The organism is Pseudomonas sp. AL 58 (genome assembly GCF_036348395.1).
In the GTDB taxonomy this organism is placed as follows: domain Bacteria; phylum Pseudomonadota; class Gammaproteobacteria; order Pseudomonadales; family Pseudomonadaceae; genus Aquipseudomonas; species Aquipseudomonas defluvii.
In genome coordinates this window covers 24,531-48,751 of the sequence record NZ_JAZBQR010000012.1, presented here as the reverse complement: position 1 = coordinate 48,751, position 24,221 = coordinate 24,531, and the positions used below count along the sequence as shown (strand labels likewise).

The window sequence follows — 24,221 nt, the reverse complement described above, 5'->3', positions numbered from 1 at the left end:
TGCCATCCGGCCGCTATCTGACGGCCACCGTTGCACGGAACTTTGAACCCGGCGCCCGGCCCGGTAAGATGCGCATCAGATTTTTTCACCTCGCTATTTTCAGGACACCGCCATGAGCATCAAATCGGACAAGTGGATTCGCCGCATGGCGCAAGAGCACGGCATGATCGAGCCTTTCGTCGAGCGCCAGATGCGCGGTGAGGGTGCCGACCGGCTGATCTCCTTTGGCGTCTCCAGCTACGGCTACGACGTGCGTTGTGCCGACGAGTTCAAGGTGTTCACCAACATCAACTCGGCGACCGTCGATCCGAAAAACTTCGACGCCGGCAGTTTTGTCGACATCAAAAGTGACGTTTGCATCATTCCGCCGAACTCCTTCGCCTTGGCACGCACGGTCGAGTACTTCCGTATTCCTCGCAACGTGCTGACCATTTGCCTGGGCAAGAGCACCTATGCCCGTTGCGGCATCATCGTCAACGTAACGCCGCTGGAGCCGGAGTGGGAAGGTCACGTCACCCTGGAGTTCTCCAACACCACGACGTTGCCGGCCAAGATCTACGCCAATGAGGGCGTGGCACAGATGCTGTTCCTGGAGTCAGACGAAGAGTGTGAGGTGTCGTACAAGGATCGTGGTGGCAAGTACCAGGGCCAGCGTGGCGTGACCTTGCCGCGCGCCTGAGGCGACGAAGCGAGGGAATTCCGGGTGTATGCTGTACTCCAATGAAGGCCGCCGGTGCACACTACGTGTACCGGCCCTGATTGGGAGTGACTGATGAAAATCGACCCGACCCTCAGCGCCAAGCTGGCGATACTGCAGCCCAACCAGGTTGGTGTGCTGGCATGGTCGCTGCTTGCGCACCCACATCCTGTCAGTGCAGGCGGGATCCCCGGCCAGCCGGACCCCGACACCCCGAATACCCCTGAGCCGGGCACGCCACAGCAGCCGATGGAGCCGGGCGAGCCGACGTTGCCTGACGAGCCGCCGCCAGCGCCTGTGGCTTGAGCCGTCGTCCCTTCACGTTACCTTACTTCAGGTTGCCGCTGAGGAACTGACGCAGGCGTTCACTTTTCGGGGCTCCCAGTACCTCCTGCGGCGACCCTTGTTCCTCGACCAGCCCTTTGTGCAGGAACAGAACCTGGCTTGAGACTTGCCGTGCGAAGGCCATCTCGTGGGTGACCATGATCATGGTGCGACCTTCCTCGGCGAGCCCCTGAATTACCCTGAGCACCTCGCCAACCAGTTCCGGGTCGAGCGCGGAGGTCGGTTCGTCGAACAGCATCACTTCCGGCTCCATGGCCAGCGCACGGGCGATGGCCACGCGCTGTTGTTGACCGCCGGAGAGAAAGGCCGGGAATTGCTCCGCCAGTTGCGGGGCGAGGCCTACTTTGTTCAGGTACTTCCGGGCGCGTTCCTCTGCTTCGTGTTTGCTCACCCCGAGCACGCGGCGTGGCGCCATGCTGACGTTCTCCAGCACGGTCATGTGGCTCCACAGGTTGAAGTGCTGGAATACCATGGCCAGCCGTGTGCGGATTCGTTGCAGCTCATCAGGATCGGCGACGTGCATGCCGTGACGGTCATGACGCATTTCAACGGGTTTACCATCAAGGGTCATACGACCATCATCAGGCTGTTCCAGAAAGTTGATGCAGCGCAGGAAGGTGCTCTTGCCCGAGCCACTGGCGCCGATCAGGCAGATGACATCACCCGCGTTGGCTTTTAGCGAAACACCCTTCAAGACATGATGTTCGCCATAGCTTTTGTGCAGGTCTTCGATTGTCAGTTTGTACATGCGCGGCTCTCAAGGCGATAACAGGTAGCCGCTGCGGTAGGCCTCACGACCTGCCACGTGGGCAATGACCATGCCGGCAGTTGCCATGCGTCGTAACGAGCGCGCATAGAGCAGGCCGGGTTGCGTGTTGCATACCGGGGTTACGCGATCGTTGAGCGGGTCGATGACCTCGGCGATCAGCTCGCCTGCCTGCAGGTATTGGCCCGGTTTGGCGTGGAACACCAATAGTCCCCCCAATGGTGTTGCCACCGGCTCTACGCCTGCCAGCGGCGTGGCGGGGTAGCGCAGCGCGGGCAGTGGGGCCGCTTCGCCTTCGATGGCACCGGCATGTACCAGGTAGCGCAGGATCGCTTCACAGTCGGTCTGGGCCAGTGGGTGGCTGACGTCGCCTTGACCCCGTAGCTCTACCGTGACGGAGAAGCTGCCTTGGGGGATCGGGTAATGCTTGCCGAAGCGCTGTTGCAGTTGCCACCAGACAAGGGTGAAACACTCGTCGAAGGATTGGCCGCCGGAGTCGGTTGCCAGCAGGCTGGCCTGCGCGCCAAGGTAGCGCGACAGCGGCTCGACCTTCGGCCAGGCCTCTGGCGTGGTGTACAGGTGTTCGACGGCCTCGAAGTCGCAGTGCAGATCGAGGACCATATCGGCATCGCATGCAAGGCGCTGGAGGGTCAGGCGCTGCGACTGCAGGGGTGTCAGGGCTGAATGCTCCTCCAGGGCCCGGCGCAGGCTTTGACGGATCAGCTCGATGTTGTGTTGTGCATCCTGCGTCAGTCTGGCCTCGATCTGATCGCCGATCACATCGCTGAGATCGACGAAGTTTCGATTGAAGTTTTCCCCGCTTTGCAGCTCGTAGCGGCCCAGTGGAACGTCCATGAGCACTTGTTCGAGGCCCACCGGGTTGGCAATGGGTACCAGAACGATTTCTTGTCGCAGGCGCCCCTGGGTTTCCAGTGTGCTCAAACGCTGCTTCAAGTGCCAGGCCACCAGCATGCCGGGCAGTTCGTCGGCATGCAGTGACGCCTGGATATAGATTTTACCGGCGCCTTTGGGGCCGAAATGGAAGCTGTGGATTTGCCGGGCGATACCTGGTACCGGGGCCAGGATTTCGTGGGTTTTGTGATGCATGAACAGTCCTAGTGAGCAGGGCCTAGAAAGGCCAGCCAGCGTCGTTCGGCCAAGCGGAACAGGCCCACAAGGGCGAAGGTCACGCTCAGGTAGATCAGTGCAGCGATACCGAACGACTGAAATGTCAGAAATGTAGCCGAGTTGGCGTCGCGGGCGACCTTGAGGATGTCCGGGATCGTGGCGGTAAAAGCCACGGTGGTCGAGTGCAGCATCAGGATCACCTCATTGCTGTAGAACGGCAGCGAGCGCCTAAGGGCCGACGGCATGATGATGTAAGCATAGAGTTTCCAGCCGCGCAGGCCATAGGCTTTGGCTGCCTCTACCTCGCCATGGGCCATGCTGCGGATTGCTCCGGCGAAAATCTCCGTGGTGTAGGCGCAGGTATTCAGGGCAAACGCCAGGATGGTGCAGTTCATCGCGTCGCGAAAGAAACTGTCGAGCAACGGTTGCGCGCGCACGGCCGCGATGCTGTAGATGCCGGTGTAGCAGATGAGCAGTTGGATATACAGCGGGGTGCCACGAAACAGGTAGGTGTAGAACTGTACCGGCATGCGGATCCAGAAAGACCGCGAAACCCGTGCGATCGACAAGGGAATGGAGACGAGAAAGCCGATCAGCAGCGAGGCCGAGAGCAGCCACATCGTCATCGCCAGCCCAGTGATATGGGTGCCGTCTGTGTAGAGAAAAGCACGCCAGTATTCCTGCAGCAGTTCGATCATCGTAGTGCCTCCCGGGTACCTGCGTTGTAGCGCCGTTCAAGCCAGCGCAGGGCAACGTTCGAGGCACTGGTGATCATCAGGTAGATCAACGCCGCCAGCACCAGGAAGTAAAACAGCTGATAGGTACTCTTGCCGGCGTCCTGGGCTGCCTTGACCAGGTCGGCCAGGCCGATGATCGACACCAGTGCGGTGGCCTTGAGCATGACCATCCAATTGTTGCCGATACCCGGCAATGCATAACGCATCATTTGCGGAAAGACCACAAAGCGAAAGCGCTGGAAGCGTTTGAGTCCATAGGCTGTCGCCGCTTCGACCTGGCCACGGGGAACCGCGAGAATCGCACCGCGAAATGTTTCGGTGAAGTAGGCGCCATAGATGAAGCCCAAGGTGATGACCCCGGCCGCGAACGGGTCGATCTCGATGTAATCCCATTCCAGCGCTTCGGTCAGGCTGGTCAGCCAGGTTTGCAGGCTGTAGAAAATCAGCAGCATCAGCACAAGATCGGGTATTCCACGAATCAGTGTGGTGTAGACCTGAGCGGTAATCCGTAGCACGCGTACGGAAGAGAGTTTGGCGCTGGCGCCGAGCAGGCCCAGGCCGACGCTGACCAGCAGTGACATCAGCGACAGATTGATGGTCATCCAGGTGCCTTTTAACAGCAGTGGGCCGAAACCCTTCAAGCTGAATGCCGAGAGCCCCAGATGCTGCAGCAGGTCTTCGAACATGACATGACCCTATGGCCGTGGTGAAAAAACAGTATTCGGCAGTGCAGGAGCCGACGGCACTGGCGATTCAGGCGTATGCACTGAACCGCCAGTGCGCAGGAGCCTCCCTTGGCAAGGCCGGCTTCTGCGGCTTACTTGCCGCTGTACAGGTTCAGGTCACCAAAGTGTTTTTTCTGCAGTTTTTCGTAGGTGCCATCATCGTGTAACGCTTTGATACCTTTGTTGAGGAGTTTTTGCAGCTCGCTGTTACCTTTGCGGATACCGATGGCTGTCTTGGACGGTAGCAGTTCGCTGTCGACGGGCTTGCTGACTTCATAGCCGCTGCCCTGTGGGGTTTTCAGGAAGCCCAGTTCAGCCTGCAGCATGTCCTGGATCGAGGCATCGAGGCGTCCAGAGATCAGGTCGGCGTAAACCTGATCCTGGTTTTGATAGGCCTGGGTCTTGACCCCGGCCTTGTCCAGAACGGCCTTGGCGTAGGCTTCCTGAATGGTGCCTTGTTCATAGCCGACGGTCTTGCCGGCCAGTGAGGCCGGGTCGGCGCTCAGGCCTGCGCCTTTCTTGAAAACCAGCGAGGTTGGGCCGGAGAACAGTTCATCGGAGAAGTCGATCGCTTTTTCTCGAGCGGGCGTGACTGTCATCGACGAGATCACACCGTCGAACTTGTTGGCCTTGAGGCCGGGAATCATGCCGTCGAAGTCACTTTCAACCCACTTGCATTTGACCTTCAACTCCGCACAGATAGCATTGCCCAGATCAATATCGAAGCCCACCAGGCTGCCATCAGCGGCCTTGGATTCAAACGGTGCGTAGGAAGGGTCGACGCCGAAGCGCAACTCCTTGTACTCCTTGGCTATAGCAGTGTTAGCGGCCAGGCACAATGCAAGTGCGGAAAGCGTCAGCCATGCTTTTTTCATTGTGTTGTCCTTGCGTCCGAGGGGGTGCTTTAAGTGTGTCCCGGCCGTTACCGACCGAAGTGAGACATCAATGTGATAGCAAATTTCGCACCATATCTGCGCATGGCCTTAGCAGGCGCTGAACCAGGCCTGTCGCAAGGAGACTGTAGTGCCTTTAATGCTCAGGAATGGAGCAATGTAAGAGGCCAGGCGCACCGAGAGCGCCTGACTGTTGCTTTCAGGCCTCAATAGCGTGCGTCGACCGCTTTCCCAGGATTGGGGCAATCCTTGATGTTTTTTGATGTGAGTATCAGGCGCAAAGCCGAGGCCAAGCTGGCCCTGGCTTTTTTGGGGGGATGTACCGTGGTGCGCCCTTGATCGGGGCAAGGGCGCAAGGCGGTTATGAGGCTATCGACCCGGCACCAAGGTCAGGCGTTTGCTGCCATAGGCACGTTCGAAGTTTTGTGTCTGCATCGGGAAGCTGACGTAGCGGCCTTTGAACCAGGCATCCAGCCCGTCGGCAAAGTGGCTGCTGGCTGGGTTGCCCGACTGCCCGCTGCTACTGATGCCTTGCAGGGGTTCGGCCAGGCCGAAATCCACCACCATGCGCATGGACGGCATCAGGCGCGCATTGAAGTCCTGCCCCCAGGCATAGGCTGAACTGTTCAGCGTGGTGTGGTCTCCGCCCGTGGCCAGCGGCCCACGGTTGAGCGTATCGCCCAGGCCATGGAAGCTGGCGACCGGCCAACGGTACTGATGCAGCTTGCCCCATTGCCAGGTACGGTGGTCGCTACCCATTTCGCGCTCACCGACGTTGATCGCAGCCGCCAGGCTACGCGCGAGAATCGTCGGTTTGTCCTCTTTCTGCGCGGTGTTGCGGTCATCCCAGAATGGGCTGTCGTCACGTCCGAGCAAATGATCGGCCTGTGCCGAGTAGGAAAGCCGGGCGTTACTGATAAAGGCCTGCCAGGCAGCACCGCTCTCTGGGCCCAATTCATCGAGGAAGGTCAGTTTGGCACTTTCCTGCAGGAACAACTGGTACAGCGCTGCGTCAGCCGAGGTGGCACTGAGACGGCCATCAAAGGCCATCAGGCGGTCGTAGGCTTCGCGGGCCTTGGCGCGTTGATCCTGAGGCAGGGCGTCGATAGCCTGTTTCAAAGGCTGGGCCATGCCCGGTGCCTGGAACATGCTTTTGAGCTTGGCAGCGTACAGCGTGGTTTGGTCGTTCTGCATGGTCATCAGGCTACGGCTGTCATGTTTGCCGTTGGCTGCCATCTGCGCCAGGCGCTCCGCACGCTCGGGGTAGTACCAGGTGTTGGACAGTTGCATGCCGTAACCGCGCGGTACGCTGCGCTGGTTGGCGTTGCCCAGCCAGCCCTGAGGCGGGTCCTGGTCATAGGGATGGAGCATCGGGTCGGCATAGCCGTCCCAGTCGTAACGTCCTTCCCAGCCGGGCGAAGGCAACAGACCCTGGCCTTCACGGCGGTTGGGGAAGTGGCCGGTGACCTGCCAGCCGATATTGCTGGCATCGGCAAACACCAGGTTCAGTGCCGGAGCACCAATCTCGCGGCTGGTCTCAAAGGCGCCTTCGACGTTGGCCTTGCGCGACAGGTCGAAGAACGCATCGAGGCTCTTGTCGCCTTTGAGCGCCGGGGTTTGCAGGGCAAGGGCGAGGCTTGCATTCTGCGCCGGATTTAGCAGGGCGCCGTGACGGGTGTCATACAGGGTTTCGCGGATTGGGCGCTGACCCTTGATGAAGAATGTTTCGTTACGGGCCATGGCCGGTTGCCATTTGCCGTCTACCTGATAGAACAGGCGGTTCCCTTCACGGCGGATTTTTTCCAGGAACAGGTCCTGGTTATCGCCCATGACCGCACTGGTGCTCCAGGCCAGTTTGCCGTTGAATCCAGACAGCACCAGTGGAAGGCCTGCAAGGGTGAAGCCGGCAGCCTGATATTTCGGTGCACGGATTTGTACCGGGCTCAAGGCCCATGCACCTTGGCTGTCACTGGCCAGCAGGCTCTTGCCACTGCGGCTATGCGGCGCGGCTATGGCCCAGTTGCTGGAGCCGGGGGCGCCGAGCAGGTTGAATGCAGCCAACTGCTGGCTCACGGCGTTGAGTGCAGACAGGTTGGGCAGTTGGCTGCTCAGGTTCAGTCCGCCAAGTTTATCGGCTTCAGCGTGTGGAAGTGGTTCATCCGGATAGTTCGGCAGCAGCCAGGCCAGTTTGTCGCTGCCGACTTTCTGCGCCAGTACCAAGGCCGCGAGTTCTTCCTGCAGGTTCACCGACTGGCTGAAGTTGTAGAGGCAGAAAATCAGCGCCGAGTCTTCCGGCTTCCAGTACTCCGGACGGTAGCCGGTCTGGGCCAACGGGGCTGGCAACTTGTCGCGGTAGCGGAACAGATAGGCGTTGACCCCGCGTGCATAGACTTCAAAGAAGCGTTTGAGGCGTGGTGAGGCGTCGGCGTAGAGCTGGTTGGCGCTCTGCTTCAGGTTGACCGCACGCATCAGGCGGTCGACTTCCAAGGCATCTGGGCCGGCCATTTCTGCCAGGCGTCCTTGGGCCAGCAGACGCATGCCAACCATCTGACCAATACGGTCGCCGGCCTGCACATAGCCCAGGGTGAAGAGTGCGTCATGGAAGGTGCTGCTCTCGATCAGCGGCATGCCCATGGCATTGCGCCGCACCGAAACGTTTTGCGCCAGGCCCTTGAGAGGCTGTACACCCGTGGTCGGCGGTACGCTGTCGTGGTAGCCGCCCATCTGGCAGCCGCCGAGGCTGAGTAGCCCGAGCATCGCTGCGGCAACGCCGAATCGGGGAAGAAAAGGGGGTAAGGCTGGCGAGGCCATGGTAAGGCTCCTGCAGGGTATGGCGGCGGAAAGGCGCTACGTTAGTGAGCGCGACCACACCATGCAAGCGGGGGCACAGCCTTTATTTTCAACGTGCTGCACCCCTTGCCTGTGACTCAGGGTTGTGGCGGGTTGATCTTTTCGACCAGGGCATAGGCCCGCTGTGTGGCGGGACGCGCCTTGATACGCTCGAACCAGGCCTTGAGTGCCGGGAAATCATCGAGGTTCTGGCTCTGCCACTGATGGGAAACAATCCACGGGTAGATGGCCATGTCGGCGATGCTGTACTCGGCTCCGGCGACGAACGGTCGGTCGGCCAGGCGTTTGTTCAGCACGCCATACAAGCGCGCGGTTTCATCCACGTAGCGTTTGATTGCATAAGGGATTTTTTCGGGCGCGAACCGGCTGAAGTGGTGGTTCTGGCCGGCCATCGGGCCCAAGCCGCCCATTTGCCAGAACAGCCATTGCAGGGTTTCCTGGCGGCCACGCAGATCCTTGGGCAGGAAGTGTCCGGTTTTTTCCGCAAGGTACAGCAGGATGGCGCCCGATTCGAACAGCGACAGCGGCGCCTGATGGTCGGCCGGATCATGGTCGACGATCGCTGGAATACGGTTGTTCGGGGCGATCTTCAGGAAGTCGGCAGCGAACTGTTCGCCTTTGCCGATGTTGATCGGGTGAATGCGGTAGGGCAGCCCGGTTTCCTCAAGAAACAGGGTAATTTTGTGGCCATTGGGGGTGGTCCAGTAATACAGGTCGATCATGGCACGCTCCGTCGAGGGTTCGGCAGCGACAATGTCGCTGCCGCCAGGCTGCGCTTGGGCGCAGCGGTCGCCTTATGGATATCACAAGGTGCGACCTCGATGCAGCGTTGATCTACGCGGCTGCCCTCAGGCCCCGTGGCACTTCTTGAATTTCTTGTTGCTGCCGCATGGGCATGGGTCGTTACGGCCAACGTCCTTCAGGGCATTGCGTACAGGCTCTTGAGGCGCGTGGTTGCAGTGCGGGCCATGGACATGACCATGGTCGTGATCGTGGTGATGGTCATGATCGTGGTTGCAATCGGGGCCATGAACATGAGGTTGCTGGGTCATTGCGGTTACTCCGGAATAAAATCGCCGGGAATTATCTCACCACTGCGTGATAAGTGCAGGCTGCGTGGCCAGAAAAATCCGCTGCTCAGGTCGCCATCCAGTCGGTAGTGGATCGGTCGTTCAGGATGCTTGAGCAGCTTGACGACGTCCTTGAGGTGTTCCCAGAGGTTGGTCCTTATTGGCACCTTGAATGTCTTGTGACTGTGGGCGGCCACATTGACCCACTGGTCGGACTCGCCCTCGGCCAGCGTCAGCTCATTCAGCCGCACCTTGTAGCGCAGTGCCCTGACCAGCAGACGTGAATCGTTGGGGTTGTCGATGCGAAAATGCAGTACGAACTCTTGTTGCAGCAGACGTGCCTTGACGGTTTCGACCTTGACCAGATGAACCTCTGGGTCTTGGTAGGGAGTTCCGAACCAGCTCGCACAGCCACTCAATAGTAGAAGGCTTATCAGCATGAGGCTGGTTCGAATAGGCATCAGGCTAGCTTCCTAGATAGCTGGCACAGCACTTCTTGAACTTCTGTCCGCTAGCGCAGGGGCAAGGGTCATTGCGCCCGGCTTTCAATCCAACCGTCGGGTCGATGAAGTACCAGGTACCCTTGTTCTGCACAAATGCCGAACGCTCGCGATGGGCGTGCTCACCGGTGCTGTCATGCCAGCGTGCGGTGAAGGTCACGAAGGCATGTTCCGGTTGCCCGCCAAAGACTTCAGCAGATTCCACGTCCAGCCCCAGCCAGGTGCTCTGCGTACTCCACTCGGCAATGGCGTTGCGGTCCAGGCCTGCTTGCTGAATGGGCAGGGTGGTTGCCACCAGGTAATCGACCAACCCCAATACGTAGGCGCTATAGCGCGAACGCATCAACGTCTGTGCGTCAGGGGCCGGCGAGCCTGCGTGATAGTGGCCGCAGCAGGCATCCAGCAGGTTGCCGCTGCCACAGGGACAAACCGTGACACTCATTGTTCTACCACCAGTACTTTCCAAAATTCTGCGGGTTGGCCCAGAACTTGGCATTCAGCCAGTCCGGAACCTGCTTGTATTCTCGTAGATCATAGGTGAACAGGCTTAGCACCTGCTCGTCGCGTTGGAAGCGTTCACTGGCCTGGAGGGCCAGGGCGAAGAAGTCGGTGTCTTTCCAGCCGCACGCGGGCAGGTCGGCCAGTACCGCAACCCGACTGGCGTTGAGGTTTCGGATACCGCCCAACAGTTCCAGGCCTTGGCGTCTGGGCAAATGCTCCAGGCAGTCGACCAACAGTGCCAAATCAAAGCGTTGCGAGGCGAGTTCAAGGGGGAGGGGGCCAGGATTGGTGACGTGAATCTCAGCCTGCGGGTGGGCTTGCGCGAACGCATCCAGAGCCGGGAAACGGCTGCCTACGACCAACAAGCGTTGCGGTGCCTGGCGCTCCAGCAGAGCAGCCAATGCCTGCTGTGGGGTGCGTTGGGAAAAACTCTCGGTCATCAGCAGTCCTCAAATCAGATAATCCAAGACTACACTGAGTCATGGCTTATTGCTGGCGGAGTTGGGGTGTGCGGTCTTTACTCAACTGAGCATCGGTTATGCACCGATTCCCCGAGGAGACGCATCAAATGAGCATAGTACGCACAGCATTACCTCTGGTTCTGCTAACCAGCGTGTTGACTGGTTGTGCAGGTTTGCAAAAAACCGACTGGCCTAAGTGTGCCGCCGTCGGAGGCGTCGGCGGCGCTGCGTTGGGTGCAATCGAGAGTTCCAGCTGGGCAGGCTGGGGCGCGTTGCTCGGTGGCGGCCTGGCAGCCGGCTACTGCTGGGCCAATGGCGACGGTGACGAAGATCACGATGGCGTGCCGGACAGCCGCGACAAGTGCCCGGGCACACCGCGCGGCGTTCAGGTCGATGCCAACGGTTGTCCACCTGCACCGGTTGTTGAGCAACCGGTAGTGGTCAAGGAAGAAGTGATCGTTATTCGTGATGTCCACTTCATGTTCAACTCAGCCAAGCTGACCGCCGCGGATAAAGTGCGTCTGGACAAGGTTGCCAGTCGTCTGAAAAGCGAGGCACCGGGCGCCAGGCTGAGCGTGACCGGGCATACCGACAGTGTCGGCAGCGATGCCTACAACCAGAAACTGTCTGAGCGCCGCGCTTATTCAGTGACCGACTATCTGGTTGAAAGCGGCGTACCGCGCAGTAGCTTCGTATCGGTACGGGGCGCAGGCGAAAGTCAGCCAGTGGCTGATAACAAAACGGACGATGGCCGCAGTATGAACCGCCGGGTGGAAATCCGGATCGAGCGCTGAGCCTCTATCAGGCCCACGGCCCCAGACGTGCCGTGGGCTTGCCTTTGTCTGTGTATTAACGCCGATGCAGAAGCCTTTCCGATAGCGCTACCCTCTGGCGCAAGTCGGGAGGCGGGGTTACTGTTGCAGGCGATGCCGAGGGATTGAGGTCTTGGTATTGCCAATAAAAAGAATAAGTCGAGAGGGGCGGGCGCGTATGAAGGTGTTCTGGGGCCTGGGCAAGGCCTTGACAGTGGTGTTCTGGTGGGTGGTGTTGATGAATCTGCTCAGTCCTGCGGAAAAACCCTTCCACCTGCTGATCAACGCCGCTGGGGCGACAGTGTTGGCATTGCATGTCCTGGAAGTGCTGGTGTTCAACCGTCTTCTGCGTGAGCGCAGCCATCGTTGGTTCGACCGTCTGCAGATCCTGCTTGTCGGTATTTTCCACATCCAATCGATACCGGCACCGCGCCAGGAGGCAGGTCATGCGTAAATTCATGGTGTTGCTGACATTGGTCAGCCCATTGGCAATGGCCGAGAGCCTGAGTGTCGGAGCGCATTCAGTACTGCGTCTGCCCAACAAAAGCAGCGTGGTTCAACTCGAACGCCTTGATGTGGCGGACTACGGGACCTTGCTGTTGCCGGCCAGTTTGACTGAACTGAATGTCGGCTCGTTGCGCCTGGGCCGAGAGGCGCGGATCGCGGTTGTACCGGCTGGGCAGGCGCTACGTATTGAAGCTGGCGCTGCCGAGTTGGCGGATGGCAGCCAGATCCTTGCCCACGGTGCCCCCGGGACATTCGAGAAAGCTGCCATGCCGGGACGAGACCTTGAGCTGCGCCTGCATCGTTTGCAGGCCGCGCAACTGTCGATTGACGCTCGCGGAGGGGCAGGTGCACCTGGGTATGTCGGGCTTGATGGGGCCAATGGCAAGGCCGGTGGCTGTACCTGGGGGCAGGCTGAACCCGGGGCGAACGGCCAGAACGGTGGTGATGGCCATGACGGCGCAGCAGGTGGGCGTGTGCTGTTGGCGCTGCCCGCCAGCTACCCCGAGGCTCAGATCAAGGTGCGAGTGGATGGTGGGGCGCCGGGCCTGGCTGGTGCTGCCGGTAAACCGGGGAAAGGCGGTGCGAGCAAAGGGTGCTTTGTGTACCGTACCCAAGGCGGCGCAAGCGGCAAACCTGGCGCACCAGGGCAGCCCGGTTTGGCGGGCGCGGCAGGCGCCTTCACACTGAAGCGTTTGTAAAACCCTCGGCGGGGGCGGCACGTACGCAGCGTCTGTAGCGCTGGCACGCTCGCTTCCTGCCGATCAGCCTTGTGAGATCACACCAGCAGACGTGAAGAGGCCACCGCTACCACGGCCAGGCCCAGCAACAGGTTTACGCCGACCAGTCGACGAATCCGCCCGAGTACACCGGCACCTGCCGACCAGTCTTCAGCCTGCACGGCCTTGCGCAGTGCAGGCAGCAGCAACGTCTGGATACGAATAAACAGCGCCAACATGGCGATAGCGCCGCCAATCATCACCTGTACATAGCGTGGGGCCGTTTCAAAACCGGCAAAGCGCAGGTGCAGCATGCCCATGCCGCTGATCACCAGCACCGCGACGGCAATCCAGACCCACACGAAAAAACGCTGAAACACTTCTACCCAGAGGCGCAGGCGAGCAGGGCCGTCCAGGGCGGCAACAGCGGCCGGGCGCAGTACCAGCCAGGCGAAGAACATGCCGCCGACCCAGACCAGGGCGGCCAGAACATGCAGGCTATAAGGGATGGCAAAGGCGGTCATCGGGAACTCCGTTCAGCGCAAAGGGCAATAGCGGGTTATGATAGCGGCCCAATCGAAACACTGAAAATATATCCAGCCCTTCGGGCGCCCCGACACCATGATCAGCAACGAACTCAAATCCCAAATTCAGGGCGCCTACTCGCGTTTTCTCGAAGCCAAGAGCCTCAAACCGCGCTATGGCCAGCGCCTGATGATTGCCGAAGTCGCCAAAGTATTGGGCGATATCGAGTGCGACGACGAGGGACGACGCAGCGGCGACCCTGCGGTGGTGGCGGTCGAGGCCGGTACCGGTACGGGTAAAACCGTGGCCTACAGCCTCGCTTCGATTCCGGCGGCCAAGGCTGCTGGCAAGCGCCTGGTGATTGCCACCGCCACGGTTGCCCTGCAGGAGCAAATCGTATTCAAGGACCTGCCGGACCTGATGCGCAACAGTGGCCTGAACTTCAGCTTCGCCCTGGCCAAGGGGCGTGGGCGCTACCTGTGCCTGTCCAAGCTCGACCTGCTGTTGCAGGAAGGCCATGCACAGTCGGCGACGGCCCAGTTGTTCGAGGAAGAAGGCTTCAAGATCGAGGTGGACGAAGCCAGCCAGAAGCTCTTCACCAGCATGATCGAGAAACTTGCCGGCAATAAATGGGACGGTGACCGCGACAGCTGGCCTCAGGCTCTGGAGGATCAGGACTGGGCACGGTTGACCACTGATCACAGCCAATGCACCGGCCGACATTGCCCGAATTTCCAGCAATGTACCTTCTACAAGGCCCGTGAAGGCATGGGCAAGGTCGATGTCATCGTGACCAACCATGACATGGTCCTGGCCGACCTGGCCCTGGGCGGTGGTGCAGTGCTGCCCGATCCGCGCGACACTATTTATGTCTTCGACGAAGGGCACCACCTGCCGGACAAGGCCATTGGCCATTTCGCGCACTACACGCGTTTGCGCTCCACCGCCGACTGGCTTGAGCAAACGGCCAAGAACCTGACCAAGCTGTTGGCCCAGCATCCACTGCCGGGCGATCTCGGCAAGCTGATCGAACAGGTGCCGGATCTGGCGCGAGAGATCAAGACGCAGCAACAGTTCATGTTCACGGCCTGCGAGCAACTGGCGGACTTCCGTGCCGGTGAAGACATGGAGGGACGTGAGCGCCCGCGTCACCGCTTTGTGGCAGGCGTGGTGCCTGAGCACATGCGGGAAATGGGTATCGAGCTGAAGAAAGGCTTTTCGCGCTTGAACGACCTGTTCACCCGCCTGACCGAGTTGCTCAAGGAGGGTATGGATGGCGAGGTGAACATCGGCATCGCCAGCCATCAGGCTGAAGAGTGGTACCCGCTGTTCGGCAGCCTGTTGATGCGCGCCCAAGGCAACTGGGAGCTGTGGACTGCCTTTACCGCCGAAGATCCTGAGGACAGCCCGCCCATGGCGCGTTGGCTGACCTTGGCTGAAAGCGGCGCATTGTTTGACATTGAGGTTAACGCCAGCCCGATCCTTGCCGCCGAAATGCTCCGGCGCAACCTCTGGAGCGTGGCCCATGGCGCACTGGTTACTTCCGCTACCCTGACAGCCCTGGGTAAATTCGACCGTTTCCGCATGCGTGCGGGTTTACCCAAGGCCGCTGTGACTGCGGTTGTGCCGAGCCCGTTTCACCATGTCGACGCAGGCGTGCTACGTGTGCCTGATTTGCGCGCCGACCCCCGTGATGCGGCTGCACATACAGCCGCGATCATCCGCGACCTGCCTGAATTGGTCGAAGGCTCGCGGGGCTCGCTGGTGCTGTTCTCGTCGCGTAAACAGATGCAGGACGTCTTCGATGGCCTGGACCGTGATTGGCGCAAGCAGGTGTTTATCCAGGGCAACCTGTCCAAGCAGGAAACCTTGAACAAGCACAAGGCGCGGGTGGACGGTGGCGATTCCAGTGTGCTGTTTGGTTTGGCCAGTTTTGCTGAAGGTGTCGACCTGCCGGGGGCCTACTGCGAGCACGTGGTCATCGCCAAGATCCCCTTCGCGGTACCTGATGACCCGGTTGAAGCCGCGTTGGCCGAATGGATCGAAGCGCGAGGCGGTAATCCGTTCATGGAGATTGCTGTCCCGGATGCGTCCTTGCGCCTGATCCAGGCCTGTGGTCGCCTGCTGCGTACAGAGGAAGACCGCGGCATCATTACCCTGCTTGATCGTCGCGTGGTCACCCAACGCTATGGCAAGGCTATTCTCAATGCATTGCCACCGTTTCGCCGGGAAATTTCCTGACGCCCGGAGCTTAATGTACCTGGGCGTTGTCTATCACTGAGATCAAGGCCCACCCGGGTCATCAAGGAGAGCTCCAGCCTTATGCTTCACCGCACCCTGCCTGCCGTATTCGCCCTGTTGTTCGCTCAGCCGCTTCTGGCCGGGCAACAGACGCTGTTCAGCTTCGTTCGTCCGACCGCCGTGGTGCAGGTCGCGACCGAGGATGCCAGCTTGCCGCAGTACAATGCAGAGCAAACGGCGGAAGGCGAGGTGCTGCGGCGTGTGGTTTTCAACCCGGCGCAGCGTCCGAGCCTGCGCCTCAGCCCGCAGACGGGGGCCTGGGACTGGTCAACTGCAAGCGCCATGACCTTGCGCCTGCAAAGTGCAATGGATTGGGCGTTGACGCTGGATGTCACGCTCCAGAGCAGCGATGGCAAGACCCTTACCAGTCGCATCGACCTGCCTGCCGGCCCTGCGCAGACTGTATGGGTGCCGCTCAAGGCCAGTTCACCGCTGAGCCAGGGCATGCGTGCCGGGCCGCCGATGCCCTGGGTGCATGAGGGCCAGCGCGTGTTGCTGACCAGCAGTGCGGGCGAACTGGACCTCTCGCAGGTGGTGTCAGTGACCTTGTCGATGACCAAGCCTAATGTCGCCCAAAGCGTGCTCATCGAGCGTTTCGGCACACAGGACGACGATCAACTGCAAAAGGCCGCTTATGCCGGCATTATCGATGGCTATGGCCAGTTCAGTCGCGGTCGCTGGCCTGAGAAGGTGACCAGTGATGAGCAACTGCGCAGCGCTGCTGCCAAGGAACAGCAACAGCTCAAGGGGTGGCTGGTTGAGCGTGCCAAGTTGCCGCTAGATACCTTCGGTGGCTGGAAGGGCGGGCTGGCCTTTGAGGCCAAGGGCTTCTTTCGTACCGAGAAGCGCGACGGTCGCTGGTACCTTGTCACACCTGAAGGGCATCCGTTCTACTCGCTAGGGGTCAACACCGTGGCTGCAGACGGTGGCCGTACCTATGTCGAGGGCCGTGAGGCGATGTTTACGAGCCTGCCGCAAGGCCAGGAGCGGTTGGCGTCCCTCTATGGTGAAGGGAACAATCACGATGGCAATGGTTCCTCCCGTGGTCGCGCGTTCGATCAGGGCCGTTGGTTCGATTTCTATGCTGCCAACCTTGAGCGCAGCTACGGCCGGCCCTGTGCCGATGCCAGTCACTGTCCTGCGGTGAGCCTTGATGCCAAGCGCTGGCAGTCTCATGCCCTCGACCGATTGCAGGCCTGGGGCTTCAACACCTTGGGGAACTGGAGCGACCCGGCCTTGGGGCAACTTGGTCGCGTGCCTTACACCCTGCCGCTGGCCATCGTGGGCGACTACAGCAGTATCAGTACCGGGATGGACTGGTGGGGGGCCATGCCCGACCCGTTTGATCCGCGTTTTGCGATGGCGACCGAGCGCGCAGTGGCCATCGCTGCGCGTGATCACCGGGATGATCCCTGGTTGATCGGATACTTTGCGGATAACGAATTGGCCTGGGCGGCACCGGGCGATGACCCGAAGGCCCGCTATGCCTTGGCGTTCGGTACATTGCGCCAGACTACGGACGTGGCCGCCAAGCGCGCATTTCTCAAGCAACTGCGAGACAAGTACCGCAACCAGGAGGGGCTGTCCAAGGCCTGGGGCATCCAGCTGACGGCCTGGGAACTCATGGAAGACCCGGGATTCGAGGCGCCACTGCCTAATCCTGAGCACCCCGAGATAGAAGCGGATTACCAGTATTTCCAGAAGGTATTTGCGCAAACCTACTTCAAGACCATCGACGACGCGTTGAACTGGCATGCGCCCAACCACCTGTTGCTGGGCGGCCGCTATGCGGTGAGCAGTCCGGAGGCGGTTGCAGCCTGTGCCGAGTACTGTGATGTGATCAGTTTCAATTTCTACACACCCACGCCTCAAGATGGCTATGACTTCACTCAGCTCAAGGCACTGGACAAGCCGGTACTGGTGTCTGAGTTTCAGTTCGGCTCACGGGACCGTGGGCCGTTTTGGCCCGGGCCAATGGAGGTTGCCCGGGAAGAAGACCGAGGGCCTGCCTATGCGAACTTCCTCAAGGCCGCTTTGGCCGAGCCTATGATTGTTGGCGCGCACTGGTTCCAATACATGGACCAGCCTGCCAGCGGACGTTTGCTCGACGGTGAAAACGGTCACTTTGGTCTGGTCGGCATTACCGATGTACCGTTCCAGGGTTTTATCGGTGCCGTACGCAAGGCCAACCTGCAGGCTCAGGAACAGCTCGCCAAGTAGGGTTCAACTCTCGGCTCCTGCGGTTGTTGCAGGAGCCGATCTGGGCGGTATTGTCCTGCGCAACCATTCGCCAGCTATCTGTTCCCAAATCGGCGTCAGGCTGGAACAATGCACGCCATTTAGAACACGGGTTGTGCAGGGAGTCGGCAGGTGCAGATTCAGGGTCATTACGAACTTCAGTTCGAAGCGGTACGCGAAGCCTTTGCCGGCTTGTTCGACGATCCTCAGGAGCGCGGCGCAGCGCTGTGTATTCAGGTTGGCGGAGAGACGGTGGTCGATCTTTGGGCCGGTAGCGCTGACAAGGACGGCGAGCAGGCCTGGCACAGCGACACCATCGCCAATGTGTTCTCCTGCACCAAGGCCTTTACTGCCGTGACTGCACTGCAACTGGTCGGTGAGGGCAAGTTGCAGCTCGACGCGCCAGTGGCGCGCTACTGGCCGGAGTTCGCAGCGGCAGGTAAAGAAGCCATCACCCTGCGCCAGTTGCTTTGCCATCAAGCCGGCCTGCCTGCCATCCGTGAATTACTGCCTGCCGAAGCGTTGTACAACTGGCAGACAATGGTCGATACCCTTGCCGCCGAAGCCCCCTGGTGGACGCCCGGTACTGCCCATGGCTATGCCGCGATTACCTTCGGTTGGCTGGTTGGCGAATTGATTCGCCGCGCTGATGGTCGGGAGCCGGGTACCTCAATCGTTGCACGTACCGCACGGCCATTGGGCCTGGATTTCCACATCGGCTTGGCCGATGAAGCGTTTCACCGCGTTGCTCACGTCGCCCGTGGCAAAGGTGTGATGGGGGATGAAGCGGCCCAGCGCCTGCTGCAAGTGACCATGCGCGAGCCCCAGGCATTATCGACACGAGCGTTTACCAACCCGCCTTCGGTGCTCACCAGCACCAACAAGCCAGAGTGGCGCCGTATGCAGCAGCCAGCGGCCAATGGTCATGGCAATGCCAGAAGCCTGGCCGGTTTCTATGCCGGTTTGCTGGAGGGCAGCCTGCTTGAGGCGGAGCTTCTGGATGAGTTGACCCGCGAGCACAGTATCGGCCAGGACCTGACCTTGCTGACGCAGACCCGGTTCGGCCTGGGCGTGATGCTGGATCAACCAAACGTTCCCAATGCCACCTTTGGCCTCGGGCGCAGGGCGTTCGGGCACCCGGGAGCGGGTGGTTCGGTTGGCTTTGCCGACCCTGAATACGATGTTGCCTTTGGCTTTGTCACCAACACCCTGGGCCCCTATGTGTTGATGGACCCGCGTGCCCAGAAACTTGTACGGGTGCTAGCGACGTGCCTGTGACCAGTCATGTCGACCAGGTGCTGGAACCCATGGCCCATTTTGCTTTCCAACGGCCCGGCTGTATCGGCCGATTCTTAATCCTTTTTACGGTGTATCGTTGATGTACTCTCATAAAACGCTCGCGCTTGCTTTGTGCCTTGCGGTAACCGGATGCGCCCAGCACCCGCAGAACGCTTCGGCGAAAAACGATCATGGCTGGTGGCCATTTGGTGGTAGCGAAAAGGTTGCTGATCAGGATGTGAAAAAAGCGATCGATGAGAAAGTGGCCAAGGCCGACGCCAAGTCTGAAAGTGAGAGCCACGGGTGGTGGCCATTTGGCGAGAGCAAGAAGGTAGATGCACCTAAAGCCTTGAAGATGCCTGATCCGAAGGTGACCCAGGCCTGGCTCGACAACTATGAACCGCGCTTGCGTGAAGCGATCAAGGGCAGCAAGTTCGAACTGGAGCGCCGTGATAATGTACTGGTCATCACTGCGCCGGTTGACAGCTCATTCAACCCTGATCGCCCTGCAATGTTGCTGCCGGTCACGTTAGGGCCGATCACTCAGGTGGCCAAGGTCATCGAGAGCGATCCAAAAACAGCTGTTTTGGTCGTGGGGCATGGTGATACCAGCGGTGCGACAGCGGCTAACCAGAAGACCAGCCAGGAGCGGGCACAGTCGGTGGCAGCGATTTTCCGTCTCAGCGGCCTGCAACGTGACCGCTTGATGCTGCGTGGCATGGGCTCGTTGATGCCGCGTGCGGCCAATGACAGCCAGAAAGGCCGTGCGTTGAACCGTCGGGTGGAGATGGTACTGACCCCGCAAGACACCATGTTGGCGTTGCTCAGCAAGTACAGTCAACCAACGCCAAGCCCGGCTGAGCTGGTTGCGGTACAGGATGCCAAAGCACCGGCCAAGGTCGCAGCCAAACCATCGGCCAAGACGCCGACCAAGAAAGCCGCGGCGGCCAAGAAAACCGTAGCGAAGAAGAACACCGCGGTGAAGAAGGCTGCAGCCAGCAAGCCAGCTGCCAAGCCAACGGCCAAGAAAGCGCCAGCGGCGAAGGATGTTGCTGCCGTCAGTACCGCGAAGACCAACTGATCGTCAAGGAACGCTGCTATGACCCAGACTCTGGCCGATATGCGCCGTGACTACACCCGTGATGGACTGGCTGAAGCCCAGGCACCGAGCGAGCCGTTCGTTCTGTTCCACCAATGGTTCGCTGAAGCTGTTAAAACCGAACAGCCACCTGTAGAGGCCAACGCCATGACCCTGGCGACGGTCGATGCAGATGGCCGTCCACATTGTCGCGTGTTGTTGCTCAAGGGGCTGGATGAGCAGGGTTTCACGTTCTTTACCAACTATGACAGCGCCAAGGGCATGCAACTGCTGTACAACCCTTATGGCGCCATGACCTTCTTCTGGCCAGCCCTGGAGCGGCAGGTGCGCATTGAAGGCAAGGTGGTCAAGGTGTCGCCACAGGAGTCCGATGCGTACTACCAGGTTCGCCCTTTGGGCAGTCGCCTGGGGGCCTGGGCTTCACCGCAGAGCCAGGTGATTGCAGACCGTGCAGAGCTCGAAGCGTTGCTCAAGGACACTGAGCAGCGCTTCAGCGACAGCCAGCCGCATTGCCCTGAGCATTGGGGCGGTTACCGTTTGCTGCCCGATCGCATCGAATTCTGGCAGGGGCGTCCAAGCCGTTTGCATGACCGCCTCAACTACCGCTTGGTGGATGGGCACTGGGTGCGTGAGCGCCTGGCGCCTTAACTCGCCTGATACCCGGCAGCTTCGCGTTCCAGCCAGGCTGCCAGGTCACGGCGTTTGACCTTCTGGGTCTTGGCGCTGTCTAACCGCTGTAGCATGTACTCGCGCTTCAGGGGATCGCTACCTGCCAACGAGAGCGCCAGGTCACGGTCCGACCAGCGCTTGATGCGGACGTAGAGCCACCAGTGGAAGTACAAACCCGCGACGGTAGTGGCCGCGATGATGAAGTAATCCATGTTTATCCTTGCGCAGTAAAAACAGTTTTTACAGACCGGTCGATGGGCCGCCTGTACGGATGCTGTATGGAAGCAATTTTATACTGCCGCTGTCGTGACAGCCGTCAACGCGCGGAGTCTAATGGCAACTTGTCTTTTGGAGATGATCCTATGCGTAAATCTGTTCTGCTGGTAGCGTCCGTGACCACCCTGTCACTGCTTCTTGGTGGTTGTGCGTCCAGCCTGACCGGTGACTCCTACTCCCGTGATGAGGCTCGGCGCGTGCAGACCGTACGCATGGGGACCATTGAGTCTCTGCGACCGGTGAAAATCGAAGGTACCAAGACGCCCATCGGTGGTGGTGCGGGTGCCATCGTTGGTGGCGTAGCCGGCAGTGGCGTTGGTGGTGGCCGTGGCAGCGTGGTGGCCGCCGTGATTGGCGCGGTTGCCGGCGGCCTGCTCGGCTCTGCGGCAGAAGAGGGCATTACGCGTACTCAGGGTGTTGAAATCACCGTGCGCGAAGATGACGGGAGCATGCGCGCCTATGTGCAACAGGTTCAGGAAAACGAGATTTTCCGCGTGGGTGACCGTGTACGCATCATGACCGTCGACGGCACCAGCCGCGTGACTCGCTGATACCCCGGCGCATAAAAAACAAAACCCCGACGCGGCTTGGCCGGTCGGGGTTTTTTATTGCCTGCGTGTTTCAGGCCTTGGCGGTCTTGCGGCTGGCCATTGCCGTGATTGCATAACCGATCAGTGCGGCAAGGATCGAGCCAGTCAGGATACCCATTCGGTCCATGCCGGCAAATTCGCTGCTACCCGGCTCAAACGCCAGCGAGCCGACGAACAGGCTCATGGTGAAGCCAATGCCGCACAGAACCGCCACGCCGAGAATCTGCCCCCAGTTGGCGCCGGTCGGCAAGGCCGCGAGGCCAGTCTTTACGGCTATCCAGGTCAGGCCGAATACACCAACGGTCTTGCCCAGCAGCAAGCCGACGGCGATGCCCATGGGCACGTGGTGGGTGAAGCTCTCTACCGTGACACCGGCCAATGAAACGCCTGCATTGGCGAAGGCAAACAGCGGCAGGATACCGAAGGCGACCCACGGGTGCAGGGCGTGCTCCAGGCTCATCAGCGGAGACGGCTCGGCGTTTTTCGTGCGCAGCGGGATACACAGTGCCAGCGTGACGCCTGCCAGCGTGGCATGTACGCCACTCTTGAGTACACAGACCCAGAGGATCAGGCCGACGATCATGTAGGGGCCAAGCTTGATGACGCCCAGTCGGTTCATCGCGATCAGTGTCAGCAGGCAGGCGCCCGCCAACATCAGCGACAGGCTTGACAGCTCACCGGAGTAGAACAGGGCGATGACAACGATCGCGCCAAGGTCGTCGATGATCGCGAGGGTCATCAAGAACAGCTTGAGCGATACCGGGACCCGCTTGCCGAGCAGCGCGAGCACGCCCAGGGCGAAGGCAATGTCGGTCGCGGTAGGGATAGCCCAGCCCGCCACGGCAGCCGGGTTGTCCTTGTTCAGGAACCAGTAGATCAGCGCCGGTACAACCATGCCGCCAATCGCAGCTGCGCCGGGCAGAACCACTTGCGAGGGTTTGGACAGGTGCCCGTCAACCAGCTCGCGCTTGACCTCAAGGCCAATGAGCAGGAAGAACAGCGCCATCAGGCCATCGTTGATCCACAATAGCAGAGGCTTGGCGATTTTAAGCGCGCCGACCTGGGCAACGACAGGCACCTCGAGCAGGCCATTGTAGAGAAAGGACAGGGGTGAATTGTTGACGATAAGTGCCAGGGCGGCTGCAGCAATCAGCAACAGACCGCTGGCAGCTTCCAACTGAAAGAAACGAGTGAAAGTGCTACGCAGAGGCAAGGTCGCTCTCCATCCTGAAATTCAAAAAAGGGATACACCCTAACCTGTGAGCTTAGGCATTAAAACAAAAATTATATTCTTTTTTGTTATAAGCTGTTGCTCAGCATTAGGACGGCCAGCCTAGCAGTCGAGTCGGAAATTTGAGTGCAGCCGTATCTGTCTGTCTTGTAGGAATTTTCCTTATGACCCGCTGGGGTCATTGATCACAACCCATGAGAGTCCAGTATGAGCAACCAACGTCAGTGGGCGCGTGAAGCCATTCGAGTCATTGAAGCAGACTTTCAGCGTAGTGCTGATACTCATCTGATTCCTTTGCCACTGCCTGGATTTCCAAGCGTTGAGCTGTACTTCAAGGACGAATCCAGCCATCCAACGGGCAGCCTCAAGCACCGTTTGGCCCGCTCGCTGTTCCTGTATGCGCTGTGCAACGGCTGGTTGCGCCCTGGTGCGCCGGTTATCGAGGCATCCAGCGGTTCCACGGCGATTTCTGAAGCCTACTTTGCCCGGCTTCTGGGGCTGCCGTTCATTGCGGTCATGCCGGCCAGTACGTCCCAGGAAAAGATCGCACAGATCGCTTTTTACGGTGGTCAGAGCCATCTGGTACAGGACCCCACGCAGATCTATGCAGAGTCTGAACGCTTGGCCCGCGAGAGCGGCGGGCATTTCATGGACCAGTTCACCTATGCTGAACGCGCCACCGACTGGCGGGCGAACAACAACATTGCCGAGTCGATCTTTACCCAGATGCGCTTTGAGCGCCATGCAGAGCCTGCCTGGCTGATATCCAGCCCAGGAACCGGCGGCACTACCGCGACGTTGGGGCGTTATGTGCGCTACCGCCAGCATGCCACCCGGGTGTTGTGTGCTGATGCCGAACGTTCGGTGTTCTTCGAGAGCTATTGCAGCGGTGACCGCTCGTTGCGGTTGGAGTGTGGTTCGCGCATCGAAGGCATAGGCCGGCCAAGGGTTGAAGCGTCGTTTCTACCGCAGGTGATCGATGCGATGGTCAAGGTGCCCGATGCCTTGTCGCTGGCGGCCATGCATTACCTGGCACAGCGTCTTGGCCGGCATGTCGGCGGTTCCAGCGGTACCAACCTGATCGGCGCGTTGGCGGCGGCGCAGCATATGAAGGCTGCGGGGGAGGCGGGGTCGATTGTTGCCATTCTGTGTGACAGTGGCGAGCGCTATGCCACCACTTATTACGATCAGGCCTGGTTGAATGGGCAGGGGTATCAGCTTGACGGCCTGATTGCAGCCGTCGCCGCCTGCGCAGAGCGCGCAGAGCCCCTACCGGAAAGCGTGTTGCACGCTGGTCTGTAGAGCC

26 protein-coding genes are annotated in these 24,221 nt (G+C 60.0%); 12 read left to right on the top strand and 14 right to left on the bottom strand.

The window, feature by feature from the left end; all coding sequences use genetic code 11:
- Positions 1-112 precede the first annotated feature (112 nt).
- Together dcd and UIA24_RS14570 are read left to right on the top strand one after the other, a co-directional pair.
- Positions 113-679 carry a dCTP deaminase gene (gene dcd, locus UIA24_RS14575; RefSeq protein WP_065760448.1) on the top strand — a complete coding sequence of 189 codons (567 nt, stop codon included), beginning with the start codon at positions 113-115 and terminating at the stop codon, positions 677-679.
- 93 nt (positions 680-772) lie between these two features.
- Complete coding sequence (locus UIA24_RS14570) at positions 773-1,003, top strand: hypothetical protein (RefSeq protein WP_330523158.1); 231 nt, start codon at positions 773-775, stop codon at positions 1,001-1,003.
- A gap of 22 nt (positions 1,004-1,025) precedes the next feature.
- On the opposite strand, the gene UIA24_RS14565 is transcribed toward UIA24_RS14570, so the two are convergent.
- The 11 genes from UIA24_RS14565 to UIA24_RS14515 form a co-directional block, all read right to left on the bottom strand.
- The gene (locus UIA24_RS14565) at positions 1,026-1,790 is read right to left on the bottom strand and encodes an ABC transporter ATP-binding protein (RefSeq protein WP_065760446.1); all 765 of its coding nucleotides are present in this window, start codon (positions 1,788-1,790) and stop codon (positions 1,026-1,028) included.
- 9 nt (positions 1,791-1,799) lie between these two features.
- Positions 1,800-2,915: a succinylglutamate desuccinylase/aspartoacylase family protein gene (locus UIA24_RS14560; protein ID WP_330523157.1), complete on the bottom strand. Its 1,116-nt coding sequence runs from the start codon at positions 2,913-2,915 to the stop codon at positions 1,800-1,802.
- Between the two features lie 8 nt (positions 2,916-2,923).
- The gene (locus UIA24_RS14555; protein ID WP_065760444.1) at positions 2,924-3,634 is read right to left on the bottom strand and encodes an ABC transporter permease; all 711 of its coding nucleotides are present in this window, start codon (positions 3,632-3,634) and stop codon (positions 2,924-2,926) included.
- Positions 3,631-4,359 (bottom strand): ABC transporter permease, encoded by a 729-nt coding sequence (locus tag UIA24_RS14550; protein WP_065760443.1) that lies wholly within the window; start codon positions 4,357-4,359, stop codon positions 3,631-3,633. The genes UIA24_RS14555 and UIA24_RS14550 overlap by 4 nt, the downstream gene beginning before the upstream one ends.
- A gap of 131 nt (positions 4,360-4,490) precedes the next feature.
- A complete protein-coding gene (locus UIA24_RS14545) occupies positions 4,491-5,273 on the bottom strand; it encodes a transporter substrate-binding domain-containing protein (RefSeq protein ID WP_330523156.1) in 783 nt (260 codons plus the stop codon).
- A gap of 387 nt (positions 5,274-5,660) precedes the next feature.
- On the bottom strand, positions 5,661-8,102 hold the full coding sequence (locus UIA24_RS14540; protein ID WP_330523155.1) for a penicillin acylase family protein: 2,442 nt from the start codon (positions 8,100-8,102) through the stop codon (positions 5,661-5,663).
- A gap of 116 nt (positions 8,103-8,218) precedes the next feature.
- The gene (locus UIA24_RS14535; RefSeq protein WP_330523154.1) at positions 8,219-8,863 is read right to left on the bottom strand and encodes a glutathione binding-like protein; all 645 of its coding nucleotides are present in this window, start codon (positions 8,861-8,863) and stop codon (positions 8,219-8,221) included.
- A 126-nt stretch (positions 8,864-8,989) separates the two neighbouring features.
- Positions 8,990-9,193, bottom strand: coding sequence for an SEC-C metal-binding domain-containing protein (locus tag UIA24_RS14530; protein WP_083199829.1), 204 nt, complete (start codon positions 9,191-9,193; stop codon positions 8,990-8,992).
- Between the two features lie 5 nt (positions 9,194-9,198).
- On the bottom strand, positions 9,199-9,672 hold the full coding sequence (locus tag UIA24_RS14525; RefSeq protein ID WP_065760439.1) for an LEA type 2 family protein: 474 nt from the start codon (positions 9,670-9,672) through the stop codon (positions 9,199-9,201).
- 4 nt (positions 9,673-9,676) lie between these two features.
- Complete coding sequence (locus tag UIA24_RS14520; RefSeq protein ID WP_065760438.1) at positions 9,677-10,153, bottom strand: YchJ family protein; 477 nt, start codon at positions 10,151-10,153, stop codon at positions 9,677-9,679.
- A 4-nt stretch (positions 10,154-10,157) separates the two neighbouring features.
- The gene (locus tag UIA24_RS14515) at positions 10,158-10,652 is read right to left on the bottom strand and encodes a DUF6231 family protein (protein ID WP_065760437.1); all 495 of its coding nucleotides are present in this window, start codon (positions 10,650-10,652) and stop codon (positions 10,158-10,160) included.
- A gap of 128 nt (positions 10,653-10,780) precedes the next feature.
- Here UIA24_RS14515 and UIA24_RS14510 point away from each other — a divergent pair, with 128 nt between their 5' ends.
- The 3 genes from UIA24_RS14510 to UIA24_RS14500 all read left to right on the top strand — a co-directional run bounded on the left by UIA24_RS14510 (position 10,781) and on the right by UIA24_RS14500 (position 12,690).
- Positions 10,781-11,467, top strand: a complete 687-nt coding sequence (locus UIA24_RS14510; RefSeq protein ID WP_330523153.1) for an OmpA family protein — start codon at positions 10,781-10,783, stop codon at positions 11,465-11,467.
- Between the two features lie 196 nt (positions 11,468-11,663).
- Positions 11,664-11,939 carry a DUF1145 domain-containing protein gene (locus UIA24_RS14505; RefSeq protein ID WP_102053382.1) on the top strand — a complete coding sequence of 92 codons (276 nt, stop codon included), beginning with the start codon at positions 11,664-11,666 and terminating at the stop codon, positions 11,937-11,939.
- Positions 11,932-12,690, top strand: a complete 759-nt coding sequence (locus UIA24_RS14500) for a hypothetical protein (protein ID WP_102053381.1) — start codon at positions 11,932-11,934, stop codon at positions 12,688-12,690. The genes UIA24_RS14505 and UIA24_RS14500 overlap by 8 nt, the downstream gene beginning before the upstream one ends.
- 77 nt (positions 12,691-12,767) lie before the next feature.
- Here the strand turns inward: UIA24_RS14500 and UIA24_RS14495 are convergent, their stop codons facing one another.
- Positions 12,768-13,232: a CopD family protein gene (locus tag UIA24_RS14495; protein ID WP_330523151.1), complete on the bottom strand. Its 465-nt coding sequence runs from the start codon at positions 13,230-13,232 to the stop codon at positions 12,768-12,770.
- 97 nt (positions 13,233-13,329) lie between these two features.
- Here UIA24_RS14495 and dinG point away from each other — a divergent pair, with 97 nt between their 5' ends.
- From dinG to pdxH, 5 genes are all read left to right on the top strand, one after another.
- Positions 13,330-15,474, top strand: coding sequence for an ATP-dependent DNA helicase DinG (gene dinG / locus UIA24_RS14490; protein ID WP_330523150.1), 2,145 nt, complete (start codon positions 13,330-13,332; stop codon positions 15,472-15,474).
- A gap of 81 nt (positions 15,475-15,555) precedes the next feature.
- Positions 15,556-17,754, top strand: coding sequence for a beta-galactosidase (locus UIA24_RS14485; RefSeq protein ID WP_330523149.1), 2,199 nt, complete (start codon positions 15,556-15,558; stop codon positions 17,752-17,754).
- 150 nt (positions 17,755-17,904) lie between these two features.
- The gene (locus UIA24_RS14480; protein WP_065760430.1) at positions 17,905-19,050 is read left to right on the top strand and encodes a serine hydrolase domain-containing protein; all 1,146 of its coding nucleotides are present in this window, start codon (positions 17,905-17,907) and stop codon (positions 19,048-19,050) included.
- Positions 19,051-19,150: 100 nt separating this feature from the next.
- Positions 19,151-20,131 (top strand): OmpA family protein, encoded by a 981-nt coding sequence (locus tag UIA24_RS14475; RefSeq protein WP_330523148.1) that lies wholly within the window; start codon positions 19,151-19,153, stop codon positions 20,129-20,131.
- 18 nt (positions 20,132-20,149) lie between these two features.
- On the top strand, positions 20,150-20,797 hold the full coding sequence (pdxH, locus tag UIA24_RS14470; RefSeq protein ID WP_065760428.1) for a pyridoxamine 5'-phosphate oxidase: 648 nt from the start codon (positions 20,150-20,152) through the stop codon (positions 20,795-20,797).
- On the opposite strand, the gene UIA24_RS14465 is transcribed toward pdxH, so the two are convergent.
- Positions 20,794-21,030 (bottom strand): hypothetical protein, encoded by a 237-nt coding sequence (locus UIA24_RS14465; protein ID WP_065760427.1) that lies wholly within the window; start codon positions 21,028-21,030, stop codon positions 20,794-20,796. The genes pdxH and UIA24_RS14465 overlap by 4 nt on opposite strands.
- Before the next feature lie 150 nt (positions 21,031-21,180).
- Between UIA24_RS14465 and UIA24_RS14460 the strand changes: the two genes are divergently transcribed.
- Complete coding sequence (locus UIA24_RS14460) at positions 21,181-21,645, top strand: glycine zipper 2TM domain-containing protein (RefSeq protein WP_065760426.1); 465 nt, start codon at positions 21,181-21,183, stop codon at positions 21,643-21,645.
- A gap of 70 nt (positions 21,646-21,715) precedes the next feature.
- Here UIA24_RS14460 and nhaA read toward each other — a convergent pair whose 3' ends face one another.
- Complete coding sequence (gene nhaA, locus UIA24_RS14455) at positions 21,716-22,897, bottom strand: Na+/H+ antiporter NhaA (protein WP_330523147.1); 1,182 nt, start codon at positions 22,895-22,897, stop codon at positions 21,716-21,718.
- A gap of 225 nt (positions 22,898-23,122) precedes the next feature.
- Here nhaA and UIA24_RS14450 point away from each other — a divergent pair, with 225 nt between their 5' ends.
- Positions 23,123-24,217 (top strand): PLP-dependent cysteine synthase family protein, encoded by a 1,095-nt coding sequence (locus UIA24_RS14450; protein WP_065760585.1) that lies wholly within the window; start codon positions 23,123-23,125, stop codon positions 24,215-24,217.
- The last annotated feature ends 4 nt before the right edge of the window (positions 24,218-24,221 follow it).